Raw genomic sequence first — 25,105 nt, forward strand, 5'->3', positions numbered from 1 at the left:
ATCGACAGAGCCGATATGCTCATCTGGCAATCGGTTCGCTCGGTGCATGTGTCGGAAGCCTCCGCTCATCACGCCGCGCGTCGAAGCCGGTCCATTCGATTCGGGTGGGCGGGTGAGAGGGAATCCGGTGAAAATCCGGAACTGTCCCGCAGCGGTATGCAGGAACGACCGCCGTCAGAAGCACTGGGTGTATACCTGGGAAGCGACGGCCATTAGGTCGGCCGAAAGGCCGGTGCCTGCGAGTCCGAAGACCTGCCGAATGCGCCGGATACGCCGTATCCGGCGGTCTCCGCCTCGTGGACTGGGTGGACGGACCGGTGATTCCCGCACGCCGCGACAACGGCGCTCCCGGGGACTCCTGCGTTCGTGCTCACCTGTGGCGTCGACCAGTGGCAATGGAACACTTGGAGCACAGCCGTGACCAACAATTCCCCTTTCACCGCAACAGTTCTCGGCCTGCCCCGGATCGGGCCGAACCGTGAACTCAAACGCGCGACCGAGTCCTACTGGGCCCGGCGCAGCAGCGCGGACGAACTGCACGCGGTCGCCGCCCAGCTGCGCCGGGCCCAGCTCGCCGAGCTCGTCACGGCCGGACTGGATTCGATTCCGGTCGGCACCTTCTCCTATTACGACCAAATGCTGGACACCGCCGCCATGTTCGGCGCACTGCCGCCGCGTGTTGCCGGTATCGCCGATCCGCTGGACCGCTACTTCGCGGCCGCCCGCGGCAATGATTCGGCCGAACCCCTGGAAATGACCAAGTGGTTCGACACCAACTACCACTACCTGGTGCCGGAGTTCGGTGCGCACACCGAGTTCACGCTGAACCCGGAGAAGATCCTCGCCGAGCTGCGCGAGGCGCTGGCGCTCGATGTGCCCGCCCGCCCGGTGATCATCGGCCCGCTCACCTTCCTGAAGCTGGCCAAGGATGCCGAGGGCGATCCGCTGCGGCGAATCGACGCCCTGCTGCCGCTGTACTTCGAGCTGCTGGCCCAGCTCGCAGCGGCAGGCGCGCAGTGGGTGCAGCTCGATGAGCCGGTGCTGGTCACCGATCTGACGGAGGCCGAACTCGCCGTCGCGGGCCGGGTGTACGAGGAGCTGTCGGCGACCGCCGATCGGCCCGCACTGCTGGTGGCCAGCTACTTCGGCCGCCCGGGTGCGGCCCTGCAGGTGCTGGCGGCGACCGGGGTCGAGGGCATTGCCCTGGATCTCACCACCGGGGCCACCGTGGATGCCGTGGCGGCGCTTCCGGCGCTGGCGGGCAAGCTGATCGTGGCCGGCGTGGTGGACGGCCGCAATGTGTGGCGCACCGATGCCGATCGTGCGCTCGCCACCCTGGGCACGCTGCTCGGCAGCACCGGCGCGCTGGTGGTGTCGACCTCCTGCTCGCTGCTGCACGTGCCGTATTCGCTCGGGGCGGAGACCGATATCGATGCGGCGCTGCGCTCGTGGCTCGCATTCGGTGCCGAGAAGGTCTCCGAGGTGCGCCTGCTGGCCACCGCACTGCACGCGGGCACCGAGGCGGTAGCCGATGAATTGGCTGCTGCCCGTGCGGCTCTCGCCGCCCGCGCCACCGATCCCCGGCTGCGCAATGACACCGTGCGGGCCCGCCTCAGCGCGCTCGGCACGTCCGCCACCCACCGCGCCCCGGCAGCGGATCGCCGTGTGCTGCAGCAGGAACGGCTCTCGCTGCCGCTGCTGCCGACCACCACGATCGGCTCCTACCCGCAGACGACCGCGATCCGGAAGGACCGGGCGGCCTTCACCAAGGGCACGATCACGGCCGAGCAGTACCGCGATCGCATGCGCGCCGAGATCGCCGATGTCATTGCCTTGCAAGAGAAGTTGGGCCTGGACGTGCTGGTGCACGGCGAGCCCGAGCGCAATGACATGGTGCAGTACTTCGCCGAGCAGCTGACCGGCTTCCATGCCACCGCGAACGCCTGGGTGCAGTCCTACGGCAGCCGCTGCGTGCGCCCGCCGATCCTGTACGGCGATGTGGCACGGCCGAATCCGATGACGGTCGAGTGGATCGAATACGCGCAGTCGCTCACCGATAAGCCGGTCAAGGGCATGCTGACCGGTCCGGTGACCATTCTCGCGTGGTCGTTCGTGCGCGACGACCAGCCGATCGAGGACACCGCCCGCCAGGTGGCGCTCGCGATTCGCGACGAGACGGTCGATCTGCAGGCCGCGGGCATCCGCGTCATCCAGGTCGACGAGCCCGCCCTGCGCGAGCTGCTGCCGCTGCGCGCCGACGCCAAGCAGCAGTACCTGGAGTGGGCGGTCGCCGCCTTCCGCCTCGCCACCGCCGGCGTCTCGGATGCCACCCAGATCCACACCCACCTCTGCTATTCGGAGTTCGGTGAGGTCATCGGCGCCATCGCCGCCCTCGACGCCGACGTCACCTCCATCGAAGCGGCCCGCTCCCACATGGAAGTCCTCGACGACCTCAATGCCGCAGGCTTCGCCCTCGGCGTCGGCCCCGGCGTCTACGACATCCACTCCCCCCGCGTCCCGGAAGTCGACGAAATCACAACTTCCCTGCGCGAGGCCCTGAAAGCAGTTCCCGCAGAACGCCTCTGGGTAAACCCGGACTGCGGCCTCAAGACCCGCGGCCCGGCCGAGGTCGAAGCCTCCCTCCGCAATATGGTCGAAGCGGCCCGCGCGGTGCGCTGATTCGCCCCTAGCCTGACCTTCGGGGGAAAGGCCCGCAGTCATCCGGCTGCGGGCCCTTTTCGCTGCGGGCACCCCGAACTGACCAGGGATGTCGCCAAAGGGCCGACAAGATCGGCGGAGACGCGCCAGTATTGATGCGCTTGCTGTCTCCGGTGATTTCCGAACCGGTCGGGTTCTTGTCGTCGAGGCAGCGCGCCGGCCGAGACGAGGGGAACCATGACTACGGTACCGAGGACCAAACTCACTGCGGATCAGCGCAATTCGTTCTTCGCCGCGCAGCTCGGCTGGACCATGGATGCGTTCGACTACTTCATCGTGATCTTCGTCTATGCCGATATCGCGAAGAGTTTCGACAGGTCCAAGGGGGAAGTCGCCTTCATTACGACTGCGACGCTGATCATGCGGCCGGTGGGGGCGCTGATCTTCGGATTGTGGGCCGACCGGATCGGGCGGCGCGTTCCGCTCATGGTGAATGTGGCCGTGTACTCGGTGGTCGGATTCCTCTGTGCGTTCGCGCCGAACTTCACCGTGCTGGTGATTCTGCGCATGCTCTACGGGATCGGCATGGGTGGCGAGTGGGGTCTCGGCGCTGCCCTGGCGATGGAGAAGATTCCGGCGGAGCGGCGCGGCTTCTTCTCGGGGCTACTGCAGGAGGGCTACTCGTTCGGGTACCTGCTGGCCTCACTCGCCTCACTGCTGGTGACGAATTGGCTCGGGCTGTCGTGGCGCTGGCTGTTCGCACTGTCGATCATCCCCGCCCTGATCATCCTGATTCTGCGCACCCGGGTGCGTGAATCCGAGGTATGGGAATCCACTCAGAAGCAGCGGCTCGTCACCAAGACCTCGTTCCGCGACATCATGACCAACCCGGTCATTGTTCGCCGCTTCGTCTACCTGGTGCTGCTCATGACGGCATTCAACTGGATGAGCCACGGCACGCAGGATGTCTATCCGACCTTCCTTTCCGCCACCCAGCACGGCGGTGCGGGGTTGTCGACCGTCACCGCCAAGTGGATCGCGGTGATCTACAACATCGGTGCGATTATCGGCGGCCTGGTCTTCGGCAGCCTGTCGCAGCGGTACGGGCGCCGGTACACGATCATCTTCTGTGCACTGCTCGGGTTGCCGATCATCCCGCTGTTCGCGTACTCCCACACCGCGGCCATGCTCTGCCTGGGCTCGTTCCTGATGCAGCTCATGGTGCAGGGCGCCTGGGGCGTCATCCCCGCGCATCTCACCGAGATGTCCCCCGACGCAATCCGTGGCTTCTATCCCGGTGTCACCTACCAGCTGGGCAATCTCCTGGCCTCGCTGAACCTGCCGATCCAGGAACGCCTCGCCGAATCGCACGGTTACCCGTTCGCGCTCGCCGCCACGATCATTCCGGTCCTGATTGCGGTCATATTCCTCACCGCGATAGGCAAGGAGGCCAAGGGAATTCGATTCGGCGCCGAGCCCGCGGCGGGCGCGGCACCGGCGGGCTGACCGGTGATCCGTCATACGCCCCGGCTTAGGCTCGGGCGTATGACCGACGACCCGCGCCTGCGTTATCGCCTCATCACCGGCCCCGACGACGCCACCTTCTGCGAGCGGATCAGCCGGCTGCTCGAGGACGGTTACCGGCTGCACGGGTCGCCGTCGGTGACCTTCAACGGCACGAATGTGATTGCGGCCCAGGCGGTTGTGCTGGACTCCGAGGAGTAACCTGCCGCAGCGGAGGTGCAGGCGGGCAGCGGTATCAGGTTCGGGCGTGGTTCTTGCTGTTGATGCCGTCGCCGATGCGGCGGGCGGCGGTGGCCAGTTCGGCCAGGTAGCGGCGGCGTTCGTCGCGGGTGACATCCATTCGGAGGGGGCCGATCTGAAGTTCCATGACCGCATGCCCGCCGCCGTCGAAGACCGGTGCGCTCATATAGCTGATCGGCAGTGGGATCTCCTCGTCGAACGTCGCCTGGTCGTAGGCGCTGCCGATAATGGCGCCGAGCTGGGCCAGCACCCGGCCGCGCAGATCCTTGCTCGCCGGGTGATCGGCGAGGTGATCGGCGACTTCGGAGAGCACCCGGACGGTGGGCATGCTGTCGGGTTCCAGCCGCCAGGCGCAGTAACCGGTGGCACGCAGAGTGGACAGGACATCCCGGTATTCCTCGCGCCGTTCGGGTCCGCGGGTCTGCAGCCAATCCTGTTGGAGCGCAGGGCCGGAGTGGGCGATGATGGCCGCGCCGGCGGGTGCGCGCAGCGGTATGCGCGCGCCGGACTCGATCCCCACGGTGAGCCGATCGCGGGTCACGGCGACGAACTCGATGCGCTCACCGGCGACAGCGGTCAGAGCCGCGCCGCAGTCGACGCGCGCGGCCAGTCGCTCCAGTTCCTCGTTCAGCCAGATCCGATCACCACGGGTATCGGCGACCCGTCGGCCGAGCGCGGCGACGGCCGGGCCGAGTTGGTAGGTCAGATCCGGCAATCGTCGCACCCACCCGCGTTCGGCGAGCGCGGACAGGATCGCCCCGGCGGTGGAGCGGTTGAGGTCGAGACTGTCGGCGATCTCGGCGGAGGTGAGTGTGTTCCGCTGTGCCGCGAGCAGTTCCACGATGGAGATGACGCGCTGGGTAGGCGGCGAGCTCTCCGTCTTGCCAGCGGGCACGTGCGTCTCCTAACCTCTCGATACGAATAACCGAATCATTCTATTCGAATAGTCGCATCGAGGAGCGGGCATGGCAATACGCTGGACACCGGAGCCGACCTCCTCGTGATCGCCGATTTCGCCGACCACTGGCTGCTGTACTGCTCGATTCCGCTCGTCGCCGCGCTCATCGGCTGGGTGACCAAGATCGTCGCCGTGCAGATGCTCATGTATCCGCTCGAATTCCGCGGCATCCCACCGTGGTTCGGCTGGCAGGGCGTCATCCCGCGCTCCGCGCCGCGCATGGCGACCATTGCGGTCGACCTCATGTTCGGCAAGCTCATCGATCCGCAGGACATCATCGCCCGCATCGATATCGCCGAACTGACCACGCGCCTGCGCGAACCCCTGGACGCGGGCGTGGACTACATGGTCCGCGAGATGATGATGAAGCATCAGCCGCGGCTGTGGGTGAACATGCCCGAGGCCGGGCGGCGCGCCATTATCGAACGCGCGCAACGGGATCTGCCGCAGCTCATCGAGGATATCGTCGTCGATCTGCGCACCAATCTCGATCAGGTGATGGATCTGCGGGGCATGGCCATCAGCGCGCTGGTGGACGATAAGACACTGCTGGTGGAGATGGTGCGCCGGGTCGGCCGCAACGAACTGCGGTTCATCGTGCGCTCGGGGCTGATCTTCGGCACGGTGCTCGGTTTTGTGCAGATGATCACCTGGGCGTTCACTCATTCCTCTTGGCTCATGCCCGCTTTCGGCGGTTTCACCGGTTTGGTCACCGACTGGCTGGCACTGCAGATGATCTTCCGACCGATCCGTCCGGTCGGTATCGGGCCATTGCGCTGGCAGGGCCTGTTCCACAAGCGCCGCGACGAGGTCTGCACCGATTACGGCGATCTCATCGCCACCGAAATCCTCACCCCCGCACGCATTCTGGAGGCGGTGCTGAACGGAGAGCGGGCCGACCGGTTGGCTTCGATACTCGATCACCACGTCACCGAATTTCTCGACCTGCAAACCGGACCGGCCAAACCGCTCATGCTCATGGTCGCGCGCGAGAGCTACACCGGCCTGCAACGCGATGCCGTCACCTTCGTGCTCGATCATGTGCGCGCCGCTGCCGATTCCGGCTTCGACCGGCACGCCATCGAAGCCCTGGACGTGCGCAGCCTGGTCATCGAGAAGACCAAGCAGCTCAGCGACGACGAATACGAGGGCCTGCTGCGGCCCGCGTTCAAACAGGACGAATGGAAACTGGTGGCCATCGGCGCGGTGCTCGGATTCCTCGTCGGCGAACTTCAGGTTCACGTGTTGCTGACGTGATACGGCCGATTTCGCCGCCGCATTCGGCGGTGGTTCGGCCTCGGTGAACGCAGGGCCCGCGTACGATGAGGACTCTGCGCGAAAGTGCCCGAATTGCCGAATTCGCATGCTACGCAGTCAGTCCGCGACGGCGAAATCCCATGCAGCAATAAGAAAAGCGGACAAGTACCTTCATATTGCGATGTTTGCAAACCCTGATCGGTAGCATCTCGCATTGTGCGCAAGATGTATGCGGGTGCCCGACTACGACGGTTGCGCGAGGAACGGCGGATGACCCAGGCGGCCTTGGCCAAATCCCTGGATCTGTCCCCCAGCTACCTCAACCAGCTCGAGCGAGATCAACGGCCACTGACCATTCCGGTGCTCCTCAAACTGAACTCCACGTTCGATCTGGATGTGCAGTTCTTCGCCGCGGATTCCGATGCCCGCCTCGTCTCCGATCTACACGAAATTCTGGTGGAGGCCGCCGGCGGTAATGCCGCACCGGTCGCCGAGGTCGAAGATCTGGCGACCCGCATGCCGGAGGTCTCGAAAATCGTTGTGGCCATGCACCGTCGACTACGGGCGGCCACCGATCAACTGGATCTGCTCTCCGCCAAGGTCGCCACGCCCACCGGCGCTCCGGGCGTGCCGATGCCGTACGAGGACGTGCGCGACTTCTTCTACGACCATCACAATCACATTGCACAGCTGGATCTCGCGGCGGAGCGATTGTTCGATGACTGCGGGCTCACCGTCGGCTCGCTGGACCGGCAGCTCGCGCGAGTGGCCGAGGAGCGCGCGGGCGTCACGGTGCTGGTGCGCGGCGACGGGGCCGACCCGAATGTGCCCAAGCGCCACTATGAACCGGAAACCCGGACACTCACGCTCGCCCGAAGACTCCGGCCCGGGCAGCGCGCCTTCCAGATCGCGTCCACCCTCGCATTCCTGTTGCACGGCAATCTGCTCGACGAGGTGCTGGACGACACCCCTTCGCTCACAGGGGAATCCCGCACCCTGGCCCGGGTCGGCCTGGCCAACTACTTCGCCGGCGCGCTGGTGCTGCCGTACAGCAAATTCCTGCGCTCGGCCGAAGAGCTACATTACGATATCGACCTGCTCAGCCTGCGTTTCGAGGTCGGCTTCGAAACCATCTGCCACCGGCTCAGCACCCTGCAGCGGCAGGGCCAGCGCGGCGTGCCCTTCTTCCTGATCCGCACCGACCGCGCGGGCAATATCTCGAAACGCCAGTCCGCCACCGCATTCCACTTCTCCAGAGTCGGCGGCAGCTGCCCCCTCTGGGTAGTACACGAGGCCTTCGCCCACCCCGGCCGCATGCTGACCCAGGTCGCCGCCATGCCCGACGGCCGCCGCTACCTGTGGATCGCCCGCACCACCACCCCCACCCCCACCGGATTCGGCACCGCCGGCAAAGAATTCGCCATCGGCCTGGGCTGCGATATCGAATACGCCGACCGCCTGTCCTACTCCCGCGGCCTGCAACTGGAAGACCCCACCACCGCCATCCAAATCGGCGCCGGCTGCAAGGTCTGCGAACGCCCCAGCTGCGCCCAGCGCGCCTTCCCCCAAATAGGCCGCCCCCTAGCCATCACCGAAAACACCAGCAGCGACCTCCCCTACCCCCGCCTCCCCCAGTAAGGCCGCACCAAACAGCCCGTCCCCCAACCGAACAGCCCATCTCCCCGACCGAACAGCGCCCCCAACCGAACAGCCCATCTCCCCGACCGCACAGCGCACCCAACCGAACAGCGCGTCTCTCTGACCGAACAGTGCGTCTCTTGATCGAACAGTGCGTCTCTTGATCGAACAAACCTTGTAAACGCTGTTCGGCACCGAGACAGGCTGTTCCGTCGACAGACGTGCGAAAAAGAAGCCGTGCTGGGCACGTCGCCTGCCGTACCAGGCTTGGGCTCCCAGCTCAGGGCGGAACCCTCGGCCCCCTAACGGGGGGCCTGGCCCTGGTCACCTTCTCCAGACACAAACACACGACGCACCACAGCGGATCCGGCATCGAGTGGGCTCTTACAGTGGCGTTTACGGCGTGTCGCCACGATGAGAGCCCACTCGATGGAGCGTCCTGTCGGTTGGTGGGGGCGCCAGGGTGGGGGCGGCGGGTTAGGACTTGGCCAGGTATTCCAGGCGTTCGCCGTCTACGGCGGCGTTCATCATGCTGGCCAGTCCGGGGTGTTTTTGGAGGCCGGGGTCGGCGGTGACTACTTCGCGGGCCAGTTGTTGTGCGGCGGTGATTACTTCTAGGTCGTCCAGGAGGGAGAGGAGGCGGAGACTGCGGGCGGTGCCGGATTGGGCGGAGCCCAGGACGTCGCCTTCGCGGCGCTGGCGGAGGTCCAGGACTGCCAGTTCGAAGCCGTCGGTGGTGCCGGCTACCGCTTCCAGGCGGGCCATTGCCGTTCCTACCGGGCCGGATTCGGTGATGAGGAGGCAGAGGCCGGGGTGTTTGCCTCGGCCGACGCGGCCGCGGAGCTGGTGCAGCTGGCTCACGCCGAAGCGGTCGGCGTCCACGATCACCATGACGGTCGCGTTCGGGACGTCCACGCCTACTTCGACGACGGTGGTGCAGACCAGGACGTCGATCTCGGCATCGTTGAAGGCTCGCATGACGCGGTCCTTCTCATCCGAGGGGAGACGGCCGTGCAGCAGGCCGATGCGCAGGTCTTTCAGCGCGCCGGTGCTGAGCATCTGGTAGATGTCGACGGCGGAGTGCGTGGTGGGGCCTTCCTTCTCCTCTTCGGCTTTCACCTTGCGGCCCTTGGTTTTACCGTTCTCTTCCTCATCGCCGATGCGGGAGCACACCACGTACGCCTGACGCCCGGCCTGCACCTCCTCGTGGATGCGCTCCCAGGCGCGATCCACCCAGGACGGTTTCGCCTTGGCGGGCACTACCTTCGAGGTGATGGGTGAGCGGCCGCGCGGCAGCTGGGTGAGGGTGGAGGTCTCCAGATCACCGAGGGTGGTCATGGCGATGGTGCGCGGGATGGGGGTGGCGGTCATGACCAGCAGGTGCGGGCTGATGCCGTTCTTGGCCTTGGCGCGCAGGGCATCTCGCTGCTCCACACCGAAGCGGTGCTGTTCGTCGACCACCACCATGCCGAGGTCGAAGAACTCCACCGAATCCTGGATGAGGGCGTGCGTGCCGATCAGAATGCCCGCCTCGCCGGTGACGGCGTCCAGCAGCGCGGCCCGCTTCTGGCCCACCGACATGGAGCCGGTCACCAGCACCACCTTGGTGGCGATATCGGACGCACCCAGCTCACCGGCATTGCCGAGATCACCGAGCATATTCTTCAGCGACCGATAGTGCTGGGAGGCAAGGACTTCCGTCGGCGCAAGCAGTGCGCACTGCTGACCGTTGTCGACCACCTGCAGCATGGCGAGCAGGGACACGATGGTCTTACCGGAACCCACCTCGCCCTGCAGCAGCCGGTGCATGGGATGGGTGCGCGACAGATCGGCGGAGATCTCTTCGATGACAGTCTGCTGACCCTCCGTCAATTCGAACGGCAGCCGCTTGTCGAAGGCGGCGGCAATGCCGTCGGTGCGCGGCAGGCTCGCCTTCGCTGTGCGTCCTTCTGCCTGATGCCGCCGCTCGGCCAGCACCAACTGCAGGGCGAGGGCTTCGTCGAAACGCAGTCGGCCCCTGGCCTCTTCGATATCGGACTTGCTCTCGGGTAGGTGGATGAGCCGCAGCGCATCGGAGACCGGCACCAGCGAGTGCTCGGCGCGCAGTTCTTCGGGCAGTGGATCCTCGATGGGATCGAGCTGATCGAGCACCTGCCGCACACAGCGCAGCAGATCCCAGCTCTGCACCTTCGCGGTGGCCGGATACACCGGAATGAACTCCCGCTCGAAGAACGAGATATCCACGCCCCCGGCGCCTTTCGCGCTCTGCGCCAGTCCGCGCAGGGCACCGCCGCCGCGGACCGAGGTGAGGCTCTCGACCGAGCCGTCGCCCTTATCGGGCAGGATCAGATAGTCCGGATGCGAGAGGTTCCACCGGTCCGGCCGCCACCAGTGCACGGTGCCGGACATCATGGCCCGCACACCCTCCTTCACCAGGTGGCGCACCTTGTCGCCATTGAAGAAGGTGACCTCGATCGGCTTCGCGGAGCCGGTATCGAGGTTCACCTTCAGTAGGCTTCCGCGCCGATTCTTCATGGGACGCAGGTCGGTTTTGGTGACCCGGCCCATGACGGTGATGTGCTGCCCCTCCTCCGGCGCCTCCTCGGTGAGCGGCTGCCCCTGCGTGGCATAGCGCAGCGGATAGTGCCGTAGCAGGTCCTCGACGGTGCTCATATCGAACGCCTCGGCCAGCGGTTCGGCGGCCTTCACGCCGAGCACATGGTCGAGCCGATCACCCAGTGTCGCCACCTATTCCACCCCGATCTGCACCAGATCACCGGCCTGACCACCGGGATACACCACCACCTCGACGCCCGGGAACGAGGCGCCGACGTGCTCGGCCAATTCCTCCGAAAGACCCTGCGGCGCTTCCGCACCGACGAGCATGGTCACCAATTCCCCACCGAGACCGAGCATTCGGTCCAGCAGGGTGCAGCCGGCGGAGGCCACATCCGAATCGATGACCACCACATCGTGCCCGACGAGGCCCAGCCCGTCACCCGCCTCGCAGGTGCCGACAATCGTGAGCGCGCGCTCCGGCGCGATTTGCAAAGCGCCCCAACGGGTTCCGGCCGCCGCCTCGGACATGGCGAAGACATCGTCGGCGGCGATCCGCCCACCGTCGTGCATGGAAAGCGCCGCCAGCCCCTGCACCATCGAGGCGCTCGGCAGCATGAGCACATCGCGATTCCCGTCGCGCGCGGCCACACTCACCGCCATCAACTCGTGTGCGGGCAGTGCGCCGTTCGGCAGCACCAGCACCTCACGATGCGGCAGTCGGCGAATCCCGGCCAGCAGCGACTGGGCCGTCACTTCGCCCTCGAGCACCTCGGCCCCCGCATCCTCGAACAGGCGCACCGCGCCCGACCCGGAGGCCACCGCCAGGATCCCGCGCTCCACCGGCCCGCCCGGCGCATGCGCCGACACAGCCAGCGTCTCGATCCGAATCCCGCTCAGCCACCCCGCCGCCAGCCCGGCCTCGACCGCCGCGCCCGCATCCGCACAATGCACATGCGCCGACCACATCCCGCCCCCATCCCCCACGACAACAACCGAATCCCCCAGCCCGTCAAGCTGTTCCCGCAACCCCGAGACCCGCTGCTCATCGGTCCCACTCAGCAAGTACATGACCTCGTACCGCGGCGCATACCCCCCGGCGAACCCCTGCTCCGCCGTCTCATGCCCGCCGCCACCAAGACTTCCACCCCGCATCCCGATGCCACTCGGCCCCAACGCATTCGGCGTACCCATCGAGCCGCCGACATGCGGCGCATGCGCGGCCGCCGCACCTGCCGTGCCAACCGCATTCCCGGTTGCCATGCCGGCCGCAGTCGAGGCACTCGCACCGGCCACGGCGGCGGCTGTCCCGGAGCTCCCAGTCGCCGCGCCAGCGGTACCGGCAATATTCTCCGCATTCGTGGCCGTTGGACGGGTCGCGTTGGCGACTGTCCCGGAGCTCCAGGACGCCGCACCCGACGGACCGACCGCGCTCATGCCGCCCCCGGGTCGCGCGCCGCGCTCGCCATTCCGTACGTATGCAGGTCGGGCCGCCGGCTGTCCACCGGTCGTAGTCACCAACTCGTCCAACAGGACCAGCAGTCCCCGCGCGCCGGCGTCCACGACCCCAGCCTGCCGCAGTACTCCGAGCTGTCCGGGGGTCTCACCGAGCGCCTTCGCCGCACCATCAGCAGCGGCGAGCGCAACAGCGGCCAGCGTCCGCTCCGGGCAGTCGGCAGCGCGCTCAGCCGCACAGTCGAGCACGGTCAACATGGTCCCCTCGACCGGCGAACTCAGCGCCTCCCGCACCAGCAGCGCCGCTCGCCGCAGTCCTTCCCGCAATGTCTGTTCATCGAGCGGCTCATCACTCACCGCTTCGGCCACCCCGCGCAGTACCTGCGACAGGATGATTCCCGAATTCCCCCGGGCCCCGATAGTCGCCGCCCGAGCCATGGCCCCGGCAACCTCTCGCGCCGACAACCCCGTACTCGGCGGGGCGTCGGTACTTCGGCCGAGTCGATCGCCAGCGGTAGCCGGGTCCACTCGCCCAGTGGCATCCAGACCCTGTTCTATAGGTCGGGCCGCAGCGCCGGAACCGTCCTCACCGAATCGGTCTACAGTCGGGAGAGCGCTCGCCTGAGCAGTGTTGGCGGTCACCTGCTCGTCGGCGCGACCCGAATCGGCGCTTCCTGCCTTGCCTGCCGCGCCGCCGGTGCGGTCTGCGGCGAGGGCTTCGGCGGCTCGTACTGCGGCGCGCATGGTGCTGAACAGGTTGGTGCCGGTGTCGGAGTCCGCTACCGGGAATACGTTCAGCGCATTGATCTCGTCACGGTGGCGTTCGAGGCCGTCGAGGCAGCCCTGCCCCCAGCGCAGCAGCGCAGCACCGTCGAGCACGTCCCCAACCGCGGGCACCGTCACCGTCCTTCCGCCGCATTTCATGGCCTTACGACCCCGGCCGCCAGCCTAGTCGGGAACACCGACACCCCGCCGTCACCTGCCGTTCGCCCGTGTTCCCCGCTGTCGGGCGGGGGGCAATTGGACATGGCAGTTGGGGGGCGGTTACTCTTGTGCGGTTGCCCGACGCGGGCACTGATCCTTATCAGGTATCAGAAACGCGTTCGCTAGCGATCCGCTGGCAGGCACGTCCCCAGACATTACGTTTCCGGACTCGCTGTTTATTTCGAGCAGCGTCCGAACATGACATGAAGGAGCTCGCGACTATGGCTGCCGTCTGCGACGTCTGCGCCAAGGGCCCCGGCTTCGGTAAGTCGGTTTCGCATTCGCACCGGCGCACCAACCGTCGTTGGAATCCGAACATCCAGACCGTCCGCGCCCAGGTTGCCCCCGGCAACACCCGGCGCATGAACGTGTGCACCTCCTGCCTGAAGGCCGGCAAGGTCACGCGCTGATTTAAAACAGCTTTCGAACAAAAGCCCCGGCACCCAGAATGGGTGATCCGGGGCTTTTGCTGTGCAATGGGAGGGTTCGAAGTGGCTGAATGGCAGGTACTTCCGCTGGGAGCCGAGCACACCTACGGTCTGGCCGAATGCCATATCGCCTGCTGGCGTGAGGCTTACCAGGATTTGGTGCCCGCACACGTACACGCCGCCTTCGACGTCGACCGCCGCGCGCAGCAGTGGGAACGGATCCGGGTCGAGTACGCGGGAATTATCGCGGTCGCGGTCGCCGACAATACGGTCGTCGGATTCGCCAGCAGCGGCCCCAATAGGGATGAATCACCCACCGCCGAGCGGGAACTCAGCGCCATGTACGTGCGCGCCGCCTGGTACGGCACCGGTTTGGCATCCGAACTCATGGAGACGGTGCTGGCCCAGGACGCCGATACCTCCCTCTGGGTGTTCGAGGAGAATCCGCGTGCCCGGGCCTTCTACCGCAAATACGGCTTCGAACTCGACGGCACCCGCCGAGTCGAAGCCTTCACGCCCGCAATCGAAGTGCGCATGGTGCGCCGCGGGCGGTCGAGCTGAATCAGCGATTGCCGGTGAAGCAATCCACCTGCTGGCTGATCGACTGGAACATGCACGCCGTCTGCGACGTCACCTGAGACGACATCGACGTAGCGCTATTGGTATCGAACAGGCTGGCCACAGGCGATGAATTGGTCGTCGTCGTGGTGGTCGCGGCCGGAGCCGGTTCCAGCGTCAGCGGCTCGGCATTCGCGACCGCCGGAGCGGCCAGCGCGGCACCCGCGGCGAGAACGGCGAAAACGCCACGGGCAGTCTTCTTCTGCATACACATGCTCCTGAATCGGATCAACGGATTCGCGCTTAGGGCAGACGCCAGTCCACCGGCGCGGCACCCAATGTACCCAGCAATTCGTTGGTTCGTGAGAACGGCCGCGATCCGAAGAATCCACGCGAGGCCGACAAGGGTGACGGATGGGCGGATTCGAGGAACGGAGTCGACCCCAGCATCGGCTTCAAAGTCGACGCGTCCCGGCCCCACAGAATCGCGACGAGCGGCTGGTCACGGGCGACCAATGCGCGAATCGCCTGCTCTGTCACCGCCTCCCAGCCTTTACCGCGATGCGAGGCGGCTTGACCCGGTTGCACGGTCAGTACTCGGTTCAGCATGAGCACCCCCTGATCCGACCACGGCGAAAGATCACCGCACGACGGCGTCGGGTACTCCAGATCCTTGGTGTACTCGGAGAAGATATTGCCGAGGCTGCGCGGCACCGGCGAAACATCCGGTGCCACCGAGAAACTCAATCCCATGGCATGGCCCGGGGTCGGATACGGATCCTGGCCGACGACCAGCACCCGCACCTTGTCGAACGGCCGCTGGAATGCGCGCAGCACATTCTCCCCATTGGGGAGATAGCCACGCCCCTCGGCGTTTTCGGTACGAAGGAATTCGCCCATCTCGGCGATGCGATCGGTCACTGGTTCGAGGGCCTCAGCCCAGCCCGAATCCATGACCTCCGACAGTGGTTTGGCGCCCATGTCGGGAAAACTTATCGTGACCGGATTCGCGGCGGAATCCCGCCCACCTATGCGAAGGATTCCCAACCGGTAGGTCCGTTTCGGGCGGTCCCGTCGACGGTCACTCCCGACCCGGCGACAACCCGTCCGACAGGCCGCCAACCTGCGGGCACAGCGCTGGAGGCGGCGAAAGTCGCGGCGAAGGCATGATCTTCGCCGCCGGCCAGAATCCAGTCGAGCGCATTCCCGCCGAGCGTGGCGGCAATCGACTCCAGCACCGGGTCGTGCAGGGCGGCGGAGTCGAGATCGATGGCAACACCGGAAGATTCGGCGATATGTCCCATATCGGCGAGCAGGCCGTCGGAGACATCGGTGAGGGCCGTAATGACCGCGGACACCGGTAGGTCCAGCACAGCCTCGTACGGCGGCTGTGGAACCCGGTGCACGGCAACCACATCGGCGAAGGAAGTGGCATCCACGTCAGAGTTGCCGGCATCGAGTACCGCATAACCCGCGCCCGACCAACCCAGCAGTCCGGCCACCGCCACCACATCACCGGGCCTGGCGCCGGACTTGAGAATCGGCTCGCGCTCCCCCGGATCACCGAAGGCGGTCACCGAAATCACCAGCAGCGGGCTGCGCACCACATCACCGCCCGCGATCGACGCACCGGCCCGCTCCGCCTCCGCCCACATACCGTCCGCGAGCTCGGTCACGAAGTCGACCGGGGTGTCCGAGGGGCAGCCGAAGGACACCACGAAGGCGCTCGGCGTCGCACCCATGGCCACCACATCCGCGGCGTTCTGGGCAATGGCCTTGCGCCCGATATCGTGCGCGCTCGACCAATCCAGCCGGAAGTGCCGATCCTGCACCAGCATGTCGGTGGTCACCACGAACCGACCGGCCGGTGCGGCCACCACGGCCGCATCATCCCCCGGCCCGAGCAGCACATTCGGAGCCTGAATACGCCCAGCATTCATCCGCGCGATCAACCCGAACTCCCCGAGCTCACGCACAGTCCCGGAACCACCTGCCCCTGCAGCACTGTCGGCGGCGCCACCCGGTGTACGACGCGCAGTGGCACTACTCGCGGCGCCGTGCGGACTGCTGCTGGCGGTGATGACGGTCTCCTCGGCGGTGAGTGGGCTGCGGATCGCGGACCTGAGAACGGTACCCTCGGACACGCAATCGACGACCACCAGCCGGGACAGCTGTGCCCGGCACGGCACGATCGGGGACCGACGACCGGATGAGCAACGACACCCGCGGCAGCGAACCGGATTCCACCCACCCGGACGCCACCAGCGAATCGGCCTCCGCAACTCGGACGACCGCAGCGCTGGACGCGAACAGCCCTGCGACAGCCGACTCCACCGCCTCCGAAGGATCAGGCAAAGCCGCCGGCACAGCCGCCGCTGCCGAAGGTTCAGTCGAGACCGCAGGCGATTCCCACGCTGCCAGCGGTTCGGGCGACGGCGCGGACACAGCTGCCGACTCAGCCGAGATCGCGGGCGATTCCGCAGGTATCGAAGGTTCAGCCGAGGCTGTAGGCGATTCTGGCTCTGACGAGGGCGCCGATGATTCAGGCGATTCCGCGACCGACGGCGCAGCTGCCTCCGATGCGGGCACGGTGGTCGAGGAACACGAGGAGCGGCGTTCGCCGGCGCTCATCGCCACGGCGATCGCGTTGCCGATCGCGCTGATCGCGGGTGTGCTCGTCATGGGTGTCATGGCCAATCGGCATCCGACCCGGGACGCGTTGGTGCTGGGGTCGGTGCAGGCGCCGGCAGCCGGTGGGCCGGAGTGTTCGGCGCTGCTGCCCGCGCTGCCGGAGAAGCTCGGCGATTACACGACTTCCGAGTTGGTGCAGCCCGCGCCCGTCGCGACCAAGGCGTGGCAGTTGCCGGAGGGTGGCGACGCCATTGTGCTGCGGTGCGGTATGGATCGGCCGCTGGAATTCAATCGGGCGTCGCCGCTGCAGGTTGTGAACAATGTCAGCTGGTTCGATGTGCGCGACCAGACCAGTGGTGCTACCTCCGGCACCTGGTGGGCGGTCGATCGCGGCACGTATATCGCGCTGACCATGCCGGACAATGCGGGACCGACTCCGCTGCAGGAGATTTCGGATGCCATCACCAAGGTGATCCCGCAGAAACCACTGGATCCGGGACCACTTCCGGGCTAAGGCTTGCGCAGCGTGGCCTTGCCCTTGGTGAGGTCGATCTCCAGGCCGTCGGTCCCGTCGCCCGGATTCTCGCGATGCATGAGCACCGACTGCCGCTGCTCGAATTCGTGCTTCTTCCCGGATTCGAAGACCGAGCCGAACTGCTCGAATCCGATGGCGGCGGCACTGCGCTCCTCGGCGTCGGTGCCCCGCATCCACGGCAGCCCCGCGCGGCCGGTCACCTTGCGATAGGCCAGCTCGGCGAAGGCCACCGCAATGATCAGCAGGGCCAGGCCGGGGATCGTCATAGCCATAATCACGCCAGCCAGATTACGCCGCGGCGCTGTGCCTGCCGTCACCCTGAAGTCGCACGGCTATCCACCGATAGGTGGATTCAGCGCAGGCCGATCCCCCGGGAGAGAGCGGTCTCCACCAGATTGGTCACCAGATCCCTGTGATCCAGACCGGTGGCCTCCCACATCTTCGGGTACATGGAGATGGCGGTGAAGCCGGGCATGGTGTTGATTTCATTGATCACCGGACCCTCCGCGGTCACGAAGAAGTCGACACGCGCCAGTCCCTGGCAGTCGAGCGCCCGGAACGCTTGCACGGCGAGCTCGCGAATCTGTTGCGACACATCGTCGTCCAGCTTGGCCGGCACATCGAATTCGCAGACGTCGTCGAGGTATTTGGTATCGAAGTCGTAGAACTCGGGCCCCTCGGGCGTTTCCTCCGGCATCCGAATCTCCGCCACCACACTGGCTTCCACCCGACCGTCCGGGAATTCCAGTACGCCACACTCGACTTCGCGACCCACGATGCCGGCCTCGATGATCACCTTCGGATCATGTTGGCGCGCAGCGGTTATGGCGGCGTCCAGTTCAGACCAGTCGTCGACCTTGGCGATACCGATGGAGGAGCCGCCCCGCGCGGGCTTCACGAACACCGGCAGGCCGAGACGATCACGGTCGCCGTCCGACAGCGTGCCGATGCCCGGCCGCAGCACCACCTGAATGCCGATCGGAAGCCCTTCGGCCGCAAGGAGTTTCTTGGTGAATTCCTTGTCCATACCGGCGGCACTGGCCAGCACGCCCGGCCCGACATACGGGATTCCGGCGAGCTCCAGCAGCCCCTGCAGGGTGCCGTCCTCACCGAAAGCGCCGTGCAGCACCGGGAACACCACATCCACCCGGCCGAGTACGGCGTCCAGGCCGTCGAGCTGGACCAGGGTGCCGGGGCGGCTGGGATCGACGGCCAGGGTCAGCGAGGTGCCGGCGGTATCCACCGAGGCGAGGCTGGCGTCGCCGGTCAGCGCCTGCGAATCGGCGGCGCTCAGCACCCAGGTGCCGTCCCGGGTGATGCCGATCGGAACCGCCTCGTACCGTTCGGGATCGAGGCTGGCCAATACCGTACGGGCCGACACACACGAGACGCCATGCTCGTTGCTGCGCCCGCCGAACACCACCGCCACCCGGATCCTGTTGGTCATGCCCGGAACCCTATCGGGCGCGGATGCCGCCGCGGTTACGTGGTCACTCCGGTTTGAGCCGACGCCCCAGCAACTGCCCGACCGCCTCGGAAGTGGCCAGACCCTCATGGCACACCTGGTGCATGGCATTGGTCAGCGGCATCTCCACCCCGTGCTTTGCGGCGAGCGCCCGCACCGATGTGCAGGACTTCACACCCTCGGCGACCTGCCCATGAGTGGCCTGCTGCGCGGATTCCATGGTCCCGCCCGCGCCCAGCACATGCCCGAAGGATCGATTGCGCGACAAGGGCGAAGTGCAGGTGGCGACCAGATCGCCGACCCCGGCCAGCCCCGCGAGGGTGACCGGTTCCGCGCCCACCGCGACGCCGAGGCGAATGATCTCGGCCAGCCCGCGGGTGATGAGACTGGCAATCGAGTTGTCGCCCAATCCCATTCCGGAGGCGATACCGCAGGCCAGCGCGATCACGTTCTTGCAGGCGCCGCCGATCTCGCAGCCGATCACATCGGCATTGGTGTACGGCCGGAAGTATCCGGTGGCACTGGCCAGCTGCACCGCCTCGGCGCGCGCGGTATCGGTGCAGGCGACCACGGTGGCGGCCGGTTGCCGATCGGCGATCTCCCGCGCCAGGTTCGGCCCGGACAGCACCGCTACCCGGCTCGGATCGGCGCCGCTGACTTCGGCGATCACCTGGCTCATGCGCAGCAGCGTGCCGGTCTCGATGCCCTTGGCCAGGCTCAGCAGCGTGGCGTCACCGGGGATATCGCCCTGCCACTCGGCGAGATTGGCGCGCAGCGACTGCGACGGCACCGCCAGCACCACAATGTCCGCACCCGCCAGCGCAATGCGGTGATCGTCGGTCGCCGCGATCGGCGGCAGCTCGACGTCCGGCAGATACCAGGGATTGCGATGCTCGGTGGCAAGCGCCTTCGCCACTTCCGGCCGCCGAGCCCACATGGTGACCTCGGTTCCAGCCTCCGCCAACACCTTCGCGAACGCGGTCCCCCAAGAACCCGCTCCCAACACCGCAGCCCTAGCCATCCTGCCAATATATGCGCGCGCGAAATCCACCGCGCCGAGCACCGCACAGCGGGTACTCAGAGACTCGGGAAGCGATGGCGCCGCGCACGGGTTATCGACTTCCAAGGACGGCCGCTCACTTCGCCGTCATATTGGAGTGGGAGGATTCGGACATGTGCACGCCCTGGCGCATCGGCACCCATAATTCGCGGCCCGGCTCGGTCTGGACTGACGGAGCGGGGGAGCGCAGCGGAGGAGCGGAGGAGGGAAGACCGAGCTTGCAGGGCCGCGAATCCGCCCGGAGCGAAGCGGAGGGCAAAATAAACACAGTTCACGCCGTGATTGCGGTGAAGAACCTCGAGCTGGCCAAGAGCCGGCTCGCCGATCGCCTGCCTCCGCAGGATCGGCCACGGCTGGTGCTGGCCATGCTCACCGATACGGTGCGCGCGGCAGTCTCGACGCAGCAGATCGCCTCGGTGACCGTGGTGACCCCGGATCCGGTGGTCACCGAACTGGTGCGCAGCCTCGGCGCGTACGTCCATCCGGAACCGCTGGGTCCCGGTGGCCTGAATGCCGCGCTGTCGGCCGGGGCAGCCGCGGCCCGGCACCGGCACGGCGCGGTCGATCTACTTGCCCTGCAAGCGGATCTGCCCGCACTGCGCACACAGGAACTGTCCGACATGCTCGCCGCCGCCGGGCCGTCCCGCTCGGTGGTCACCGATCACGAGGGCAGCGGCACCGTCGCCCTGCTCGTCCGCGACCGCACGGCGACGCTCGATCCGCTCTTCGGACCGGATTCGGCCCGCCGCCACATTGCGGCGGGTGCGGTGGAGTTGCTGGGCGACTGGCCCGGTCTCCGCCAGGATGTCGACACCGCCGAGGACCTCGATCGCGCCGCCGCGCTCGGGGTCGGTGAGGCCACCGGAACGCTGCTGCGTGAAATCGGCGTGTCTCGGGCGTGTCGGGAAGCGAAACAAGTGCATCGGACGAGTTCCTCACTGTGCTGACCGGGCGTGATCTGCGCTGCAATGGACGGTGTCAGAACGGCACCCCGCCCACGACATAAGGAATGATCGTGAGAGTGAGCGATACGGACACCGTCAAGCAACCGCCGCTACTACCCGCGGCCCCGCCCGCGGCAACCCCACCGCCCACGGCCTCGGCAACTACACGTTTGCCACAGGACCGCTACCTGAACCGGGAACTGAGCTGGCTCGATTTCAATGCCCGCGTGCTGGCGCTGGCCGAAGACACTTCGCAGCCACTGTTGGAGCGCGCTAAATTCCTCGCGATTTTCGCGTCCAATCTCGACGAGTTCTATATGGTCCGGGTCGCCGGATTGAAACGTCGTGCGGAAACCGGATTATCGGTGCGCTCGGCCGACGGCCTCTCACCCAGCGGGCAGCTGGAGATGATCGCGGCCCGCACCCAGGAGATCGCGGCTCGTCACGCACAGGTCTTCCTCGACCAGGTGCTGCCGGCGCTGACCGCCGAGAACATCGCCATCGTCCGCTGGCACGATCTCGCCGAGGACGAAAAGCAGCGGCTCTCCGGGTATTTCCAGGATCAGGTCTTCCCGGTGCTGACCCCGCTGGCCGTCGATCCCGCGCATCCGTTCCCGTACATCAGCGGCCTGAGTCTGAATCTCGCCGTGACGGTTAAGGATTCGGTCACCGGTGGCGAGCACTTCGCCCGCGTCAAGGTGCCCGACAATGTGGACCGCTTCGTCCGGGTGCGCCGCTCCCCCGCCACCCGGGATTCCGCTGCGGCACAGGGTGCGCCGCTCGCGCCCTTCCTCCCGATGGAAGAACTGATCGCCGCTCACCTCGATCAGCTGTTCCCGGGAATGGAAGTGGTGGAACATCATTCGTTCCGCATCACCCGCAACGCCGACCTGGAGGTCGAGGAGGATCGCGACGAGGACCTACTGCAGGCCCTGGAACGCGAACTCGCCCGCCGCCGCTTCGGAACCCCGGTGCGGCTGGAAGTCTCGGACGATATGACCGAGCACATGCTCGATCTGCTGCTGCGCGAACTGGATGTCGATCCCGGCGATGTCATCCAGGTGCCCGGCCTGCTCGATCTGTCCTGCCTGTGGCAGGTGTACGGCGTGGACCGGCCCAACCTCAAGGATGCGCCGTACGTGCCCGTCACCCCGCCCGCCTTCGGTGAACGGGAAACGCCCCGAAACGTTTTCGCGGCCCTGCGCGAGGGCGACGTGCTGGTGCACCACCCGTACGACTCGTTCTCCACCAGCGTGCAGCGTTTCATCGAGCAGGCGGCCGCCGATCCGCAGGTGCTGGCCATCAAGCAGACGTTGTACCGCACCTCCGGCGACTCCCCCATCGTCAATGCCCTCATCGACGCCGCCGAGGCCGGTAAGCAGGTGGTGGCTCTGGTGGAGGTCAAGGCCCGCTTCGACGAGCAGGCCAACATCAAATGGGCACGCGCACTGGAGCAGGCGGGCGTACACGTGGTGTACGGCCTCGTCGGGCTCAAGACGCACTGCAAGACCTGCCTGGTGGTGCGGCGCGAGGGCGCCACCATCCGTCGCTACTGCCACATCGGCACCGGTAATTACAATCCGAAGACCGCACGGCTGTACGAGGACGTCGGATTGCTCACGGCCGCACCGGAGATCGGCGCGGACCTCACCGATCTGTTCAACTCGCTCACCGGATACTCGCGAAAAGCCAACTACCGCAACCTGCTGGTGGCCCCGATCGGCGTGCGCGCCGGCATCATCGAACGCATCGAACGCGAGGTCGAACTGGCCGCCGCGGGCGAGGCGGCGCGAATCAGGCTGAAGGCCAATGCCATCGTCGACGAGGAGATCATCGACGCGCTGTACCGGGCCTCCCAGGCGGGCGTGCCGGTACAGATCGTGGTGCGCGGCATCTGCGGACTGCGACCGGGCGTGCCCGGCATGAGCGACAATATCGAGGTGCGCTCGATTCTCGGCCGCTACCTGGAACATTCGCGGGTACTGCACTTCCAGGCGCAGAACGAGTACTGGATCGGCAGCGCCGACATGATGCACCGCAATCTGGATCGGCGCGTGGAAGTGCTGGCGCAGGTGAAGGATCCGCGCCTGTCCGGGCAGCTGGGCGGCATGTTCGACTCGGCGCTCGATCCCACCACCCGCTGCTGGGTGCTGGGGCCGGACGGCGGCTGGCAGGCCCAGCCCGATCCCGATATCGCGGGCGAAGAGATTCGCGACCACCAGGACTACCTCATGCGACTGCGACGACCGGATCGCCCGTGAGTCCCAAGAGTTCACCCGCTGCCGAGTTCCCGGACCCCAGGGTCAAAGCGAACATCCCGGCAGCGGGTGCGGTGCTGTGGCGTTACGCGGACGACGGGGCGGTCGAAATCGCCCTCGTACACCGCCCCAAGTACGACGACTGGTCGCTGCCCAAGGGCAAACTGGATCCCGGTGAGACCGCCCTCGTCGCCGCGGTACGGGAAGTGGCCGAGGAGACCGGGATCCGGTCCCGCCTGGGCCGCTACCTCGGGCACGTCACCTATCCGGTGACCGGCCATCGCAAGCTCAAGCGCGTCGACTACTGGGCCGCACAGATTCTCGGCGGCGCCTTCGAATCCAATGCGGAAGTCGATGTGCTCCAGTGGCATCGGACCGATGGGCTGATGGATGCGTTGTCCTACCCCATGGATCGCCACATGGTGCGCAATTTCCTTCGGCTACCGGCGGATACGGCCACACTGCTCATGGTTCGCCACGCCAAGGCCGGCCGTCACGACCGTTCCGATGATGCCGACGACGAGCGGCCGCTCGAAAAGGCCGGTCGCGCACAGGCTCGCGCACTGACGCCGAATCTGCTCGCCTTCGGCGCCGACGAAATCCATTCGGCCCCACCGCTGCGCTGTGTCCAAACCGTTACTCCGCTCGCGGAAGCCGTGGGCGTGGACATCGAACTGGAGCCGCAGTTCTCCGAATCCGGTTATGCCGCTGCCCCGGACGCGGCCCGCAAACGCCTGCGCGACCTGGTGTCCGCACAGTCGGTGCCGGTGATCTGCAGTCAGGGCAAGGTGATTCCGGAGCTGCTCGGGTGGTGGGCCGACAAGGACGGCGTCACCCTGCCATCGGCCCGCAATCGCAAGGGCAGTGTCTGGGTGCTTTCGGTACACCAGGGCCGCCTGGTCGCGGCCGACCATATCGACCGGGCACTGACACCGGTCGACCATTCCACGCTAGGTAAATAGCGCCACGGGGATTTCGCACTATAACTGTGCGGCAATTGATGTCGGGCCCGTCAGCGCCCTATTTCGTCCCGCAAAAAGGCCCTGGGGGCCGGGTTCTCCCGCCCTCAGGGCCTTTTCGTGCCTGGTCATGCGAAACGGCCCGGCAGTGCCGGGCCGTCTCACATGTCGTGCTGCGTCGAAAACCCGTCAGCGACGGGCTGTTCGAGCCCGTCAGCGACGGGCAGTACGCTTCGCGGCAGTCTTCTTCGCGGCCGGAGCCTTCTTCGCGGTCGTCTTCTTGGCCGCAGTGACCTTCTTGACCGCGCTGGCCTTGACCGCGGTCTTCTTGGCCACGGTCTTCTTGGCAGCGGCCTTGACCGGAGCCTTCTTCGCGACGGCCTTCTTGACCGCGACCTTCTTCGCAACAGTCTTCTTGGCCGGAGCCTTCGTAGCTGCCTTCTTGGCCGTGGTCTTGGCCGGAGCCTTGGTCGCAGCCTTCTTCGCGGTCTTCTTCGCCGTGGTCTTCTTGGCGCCGGGCTTACCCGACACCGGAGCAGCCACACCACGTTTCACGGCCGGGCCGCTCGCGGTGATCTTCTGCTTGCCGGCGATGATCGCCTTGAACTGAGCACCGGGACGGAAGGCCGGCACCGAAGTCGGCTTCACCTTGACGGTTTCACCGGTGCGCGGGTTCCGAGCGACGCGAGCGGCGCGCTTACGCTGTTCGAAGACACCGAATCCCGTGATAGTGACACTCTGACCTTTGTTCACAGCACGCACGATCGTGTCGACCATCTGCTCAACTGCAGCAGTTGCCGTGCGCCTGTCAGTACCCAACTTCTCGGTCAGAACATCGATCAGTTCCGCCTTGTTCATTGAATCCTCCGCAGACTAATGGCCCGTCGTCGGACCGACTAGGTACCACGGTAAACCTTCTTTGGGCAAGAGTCTATCTGCCACACCCATTTTGATGAGAGATGGCACACGACCAGCTACCGCGTTTGGGGGCGTTCAG

General features: G+C 66.4%; 21 protein-coding genes and 1 riboswitch. Of the genes, 11 read left to right on the forward strand and 10 right to left on the reverse strand.

Going from position 1 to position 25,105, the window contains the following annotated elements:
* The first annotated feature begins 79 nt into the window (after positions 1–79).
* A riboswitch (cobalamin riboswitch) is annotated at positions 80–274 on the forward strand.
* A gap of 143 nt (positions 275–417) precedes the next feature.
* From metE to JWN03_RS06595, 3 genes are all read left to right on the forward strand, one after another.
* Entirely contained in the window at positions 418–2,679 is a 2,262-nt protein-coding gene (gene metE / locus JWN03_RS06585) for a 5-methyltetrahydropteroyltriglutamate--homocysteine S-methyltransferase (protein ID WP_297611206.1), read from the forward strand.
* 216 nt (positions 2,680–2,895) lie between these two features.
* A complete protein-coding gene (locus JWN03_RS06590; protein ID WP_297611208.1) occupies positions 2,896–4,164 on the forward strand; it encodes an MFS transporter in 1,269 nt (422 codons plus the stop codon).
* A gap of 39 nt (positions 4,165–4,203) precedes the next feature.
* Positions 4,204–4,383, forward strand: coding sequence for a DUF1737 domain-containing protein (locus JWN03_RS06595; protein ID WP_297611211.1), 180 nt, complete (start codon positions 4,204–4,206; stop codon positions 4,381–4,383).
* Between the two features lie 34 nt (positions 4,384–4,417).
* Here the strand turns inward: JWN03_RS06595 and JWN03_RS06600 are convergent, their stop codons facing one another.
* The gene (locus tag JWN03_RS06600) at positions 4,418–5,317 is read right to left on the reverse strand and encodes a helix-turn-helix domain-containing protein (protein ID WP_297611214.1); all 900 of its coding nucleotides are present in this window, start codon (positions 5,315–5,317) and stop codon (positions 4,418–4,420) included.
* Positions 5,318–5,422: 105 nt separating this feature from the next.
* Here JWN03_RS06600 and JWN03_RS06605 point away from each other — a divergent pair, with 105 nt between their 5' ends.
* Both JWN03_RS06605 and JWN03_RS06610 read left to right on the forward strand, forming a co-directional pair.
* The gene (locus tag JWN03_RS06605) at positions 5,423–6,637 is read left to right on the forward strand and encodes a DUF445 domain-containing protein (RefSeq protein WP_297611217.1); all 1,215 of its coding nucleotides are present in this window, start codon (positions 5,423–5,425) and stop codon (positions 6,635–6,637) included.
* A 216-nt stretch (positions 6,638–6,853) separates the two neighbouring features.
* A complete protein-coding gene (locus JWN03_RS06610) occupies positions 6,854–8,275 on the forward strand; it encodes a short-chain fatty acyl-CoA regulator family protein (protein ID WP_297611220.1) in 1,422 nt (473 codons plus the stop codon).
* Between the two features lie 477 nt (positions 8,276–8,752).
* Here the strand turns inward: JWN03_RS06610 and recG are convergent, their stop codons facing one another.
* Positions 8,753–11,023: an ATP-dependent DNA helicase RecG gene (recG, locus tag JWN03_RS06615; protein ID WP_297611223.1), complete on the reverse strand. Its 2,271-nt coding sequence runs from the start codon at positions 11,021–11,023 to the stop codon at positions 8,753–8,755.
* On the reverse strand, positions 11,024–13,183 hold the full coding sequence (locus JWN03_RS06620; protein WP_297611226.1) for a DAK2 domain-containing protein: 2,160 nt from the start codon (positions 13,181–13,183) through the stop codon (positions 11,024–11,026).
* Positions 13,184–13,491: 308 nt separating this feature from the next.
* Here JWN03_RS06620 and rpmB point away from each other — a divergent pair, with 308 nt between their 5' ends.
* Together rpmB and JWN03_RS06630 are read left to right on the forward strand one after the other, a co-directional pair.
* A complete protein-coding gene (rpmB, locus tag JWN03_RS06625; RefSeq protein WP_209889521.1) occupies positions 13,492–13,680 on the forward strand; it encodes a 50S ribosomal protein L28 in 189 nt (62 codons plus the stop codon).
* An 81-nt stretch (positions 13,681–13,761) separates the two neighbouring features.
* A complete protein-coding gene (locus tag JWN03_RS06630) occupies positions 13,762–14,259 on the forward strand; it encodes a GNAT family N-acetyltransferase (RefSeq protein ID WP_297611233.1) in 498 nt (165 codons plus the stop codon).
* A gap of 1 nt (position 14,260) precedes the next feature.
* Here JWN03_RS06630 and JWN03_RS06635 read toward each other — a convergent pair whose 3' ends face one another.
* From JWN03_RS06635 to JWN03_RS06645, 3 genes are read right to left on the reverse strand one after another with little or no spacing between them, the layout of a single operon-like run.
* Positions 14,261–14,524 carry a hypothetical protein gene (locus tag JWN03_RS06635; RefSeq protein WP_297611236.1) on the reverse strand — a complete coding sequence of 88 codons (264 nt, stop codon included), beginning with the start codon at positions 14,522–14,524 and terminating at the stop codon, positions 14,261–14,263.
* Between the two features lie 35 nt (positions 14,525–14,559).
* Positions 14,560–15,237, reverse strand: coding sequence for a uracil-DNA glycosylase (locus tag JWN03_RS06640; RefSeq protein WP_297611239.1), 678 nt, complete (start codon positions 15,235–15,237; stop codon positions 14,560–14,562).
* A 47-nt stretch (positions 15,238–15,284) separates the two neighbouring features.
* Complete coding sequence (locus tag JWN03_RS06645) at positions 15,285–16,232, reverse strand: thiamine-phosphate kinase (protein ID WP_297611526.1); 948 nt, start codon at positions 16,230–16,232, stop codon at positions 15,285–15,287.
* Between the two features lie 233 nt (positions 16,233–16,465).
* On the opposite strand from JWN03_RS06645, the gene JWN03_RS06650 reads away from it, so the two are divergent.
* Positions 16,466–17,401, forward strand: coding sequence for a DUF3515 domain-containing protein (locus tag JWN03_RS06650; protein ID WP_297611242.1), 936 nt, complete (start codon positions 16,466–16,468; stop codon positions 17,399–17,401).
* Here JWN03_RS06650 and JWN03_RS06655 read toward each other — a convergent pair.
* The 3 genes from JWN03_RS06655 to JWN03_RS06665 all read right to left on the reverse strand — a co-directional run bounded on the left by JWN03_RS06655 (position 17,398) and on the right by JWN03_RS06665 (position 19,908).
* Positions 17,398–17,688 carry a DUF6191 domain-containing protein gene (locus tag JWN03_RS06655; RefSeq protein WP_297611244.1) on the reverse strand — a complete coding sequence of 97 codons (291 nt, stop codon included), beginning with the start codon at positions 17,686–17,688 and terminating at the stop codon, positions 17,398–17,400. The two genes, JWN03_RS06650 and JWN03_RS06655, sit on opposite strands and share 4 nt — an antisense overlap.
* A gap of 86 nt (positions 17,689–17,774) precedes the next feature.
* Positions 17,775–18,869: a D-alanine--D-alanine ligase family protein gene (locus JWN03_RS06660; protein ID WP_297611247.1), complete on the reverse strand. Its 1,095-nt coding sequence runs from the start codon at positions 18,867–18,869 to the stop codon at positions 17,775–17,777.
* A 43-nt stretch (positions 18,870–18,912) separates the two neighbouring features.
* Entirely contained in the window at positions 18,913–19,908 is a 996-nt protein-coding gene (locus tag JWN03_RS06665; RefSeq protein WP_297611250.1) for an NAD(P)H-dependent glycerol-3-phosphate dehydrogenase, read from the reverse strand.
* A 317-nt stretch (positions 19,909–20,225) separates the two neighbouring features.
* Here JWN03_RS06665 and cofC point away from each other — a divergent pair, with 317 nt between their 5' ends.
* The 3 genes from cofC to JWN03_RS06680 all read left to right on the forward strand — a co-directional run bounded on the left by cofC (position 20,226) and on the right by JWN03_RS06680 (position 24,111).
* The gene (cofC, locus tag JWN03_RS06670; RefSeq protein WP_297611253.1) at positions 20,226–20,894 is read left to right on the forward strand and encodes a 2-phospho-L-lactate guanylyltransferase; all 669 of its coding nucleotides are present in this window, start codon (positions 20,226–20,228) and stop codon (positions 20,892–20,894) included.
* 62 nt (positions 20,895–20,956) lie between these two features.
* Entirely contained in the window at positions 20,957–23,152 is a 2,196-nt protein-coding gene (locus tag JWN03_RS06675) for an RNA degradosome polyphosphate kinase (RefSeq protein ID WP_297611256.1), read from the forward strand.
* Positions 23,149–24,111, forward strand: coding sequence for an NUDIX hydrolase (locus JWN03_RS06680; protein ID WP_297611258.1), 963 nt, complete (start codon positions 23,149–23,151; stop codon positions 24,109–24,111). Before JWN03_RS06675 ends, JWN03_RS06680 begins: the two co-directional genes overlap by 4 nt.
* Positions 24,112–24,321: 210 nt before the next feature.
* Here JWN03_RS06680 and JWN03_RS06685 read toward each other — a convergent pair whose 3' ends face one another.
* On the reverse strand, positions 24,322–24,966 hold the full coding sequence (locus JWN03_RS06685; protein ID WP_297611261.1) for an HU family DNA-binding protein: 645 nt from the start codon (positions 24,964–24,966) through the stop codon (positions 24,322–24,324).
* Positions 24,967–25,105 lie beyond the last annotated feature (139 nt).

It is taken from the genome of Nocardia sp. (assembly GCF_025465275.1).
Taxonomy (GTDB): Bacteria; Actinomycetota; Actinomycetes; order Mycobacteriales; family Mycobacteriaceae; genus Nocardia.

Excerpts from the sequence above, each read along its gene's own strand:
- JWN03_RS06685 (WP_297611261.1), bottom strand. The coding sequence starts at position 24,966 with ATGAACAAGGCGGAACTGATCGATGTTCTGACCGAGAAGTTGGGTACT.
- JWN03_RS06640 (WP_297611239.1), bottom strand. The coding sequence starts at position 15,237 with ATGGGCGCCAAACCACTGTCGGAGGTCATGGATTCGGGCTGGGCTGAG.
- JWN03_RS06665 (WP_297611250.1), bottom strand. The coding sequence starts at position 19,908 with ATGGCTAGGGCTGCGGTGTTGGGAGCGGGTTCTTGGGGGACCGCGTTC.
- JWN03_RS06650 (WP_297611242.1), top strand. The coding sequence starts at position 16,466 with ATGAGCAACGACACCCGCGGCAGCGAACCGGATTCCACCCACCCGGAC.
- JWN03_RS06635 (WP_297611236.1), bottom strand. The coding sequence starts at position 14,524 with ATGCAGAAGAAGACTGCCCGTGGCGTTTTCGCCGTTCTCGCCGCGGGT.
- JWN03_RS06660 (WP_297611247.1), bottom strand. The coding sequence starts at position 18,869 with ATGACCAACAGGATCCGGGTGGCGGTGGTGTTCGGCGGGCGCAGCAAC.
- rpmB (WP_209889521.1), top strand. The coding sequence starts at position 13,492 with ATGGCTGCCGTCTGCGACGTCTGCGCCAAGGGCCCCGGCTTCGGTAAG.
- JWN03_RS06590 (WP_297611208.1), top strand. The coding sequence starts at position 2,896 with ATGACTACGGTACCGAGGACCAAACTCACTGCGGATCAGCGCAATTCG.
- JWN03_RS06595 (WP_297611211.1), top strand. The coding sequence starts at position 4,204 with ATGACCGACGACCCGCGCCTGCGTTATCGCCTCATCACCGGCCCCGAC.
- JWN03_RS06655 (WP_297611244.1), bottom strand. The coding sequence starts at position 17,688 with ATGACGATCCCCGGCCTGGCCCTGCTGATCATTGCGGTGGCCTTCGCC.
- JWN03_RS06675 (WP_297611256.1), top strand. The coding sequence starts at position 20,957 with ATGATCGTGAGAGTGAGCGATACGGACACCGTCAAGCAACCGCCGCTA.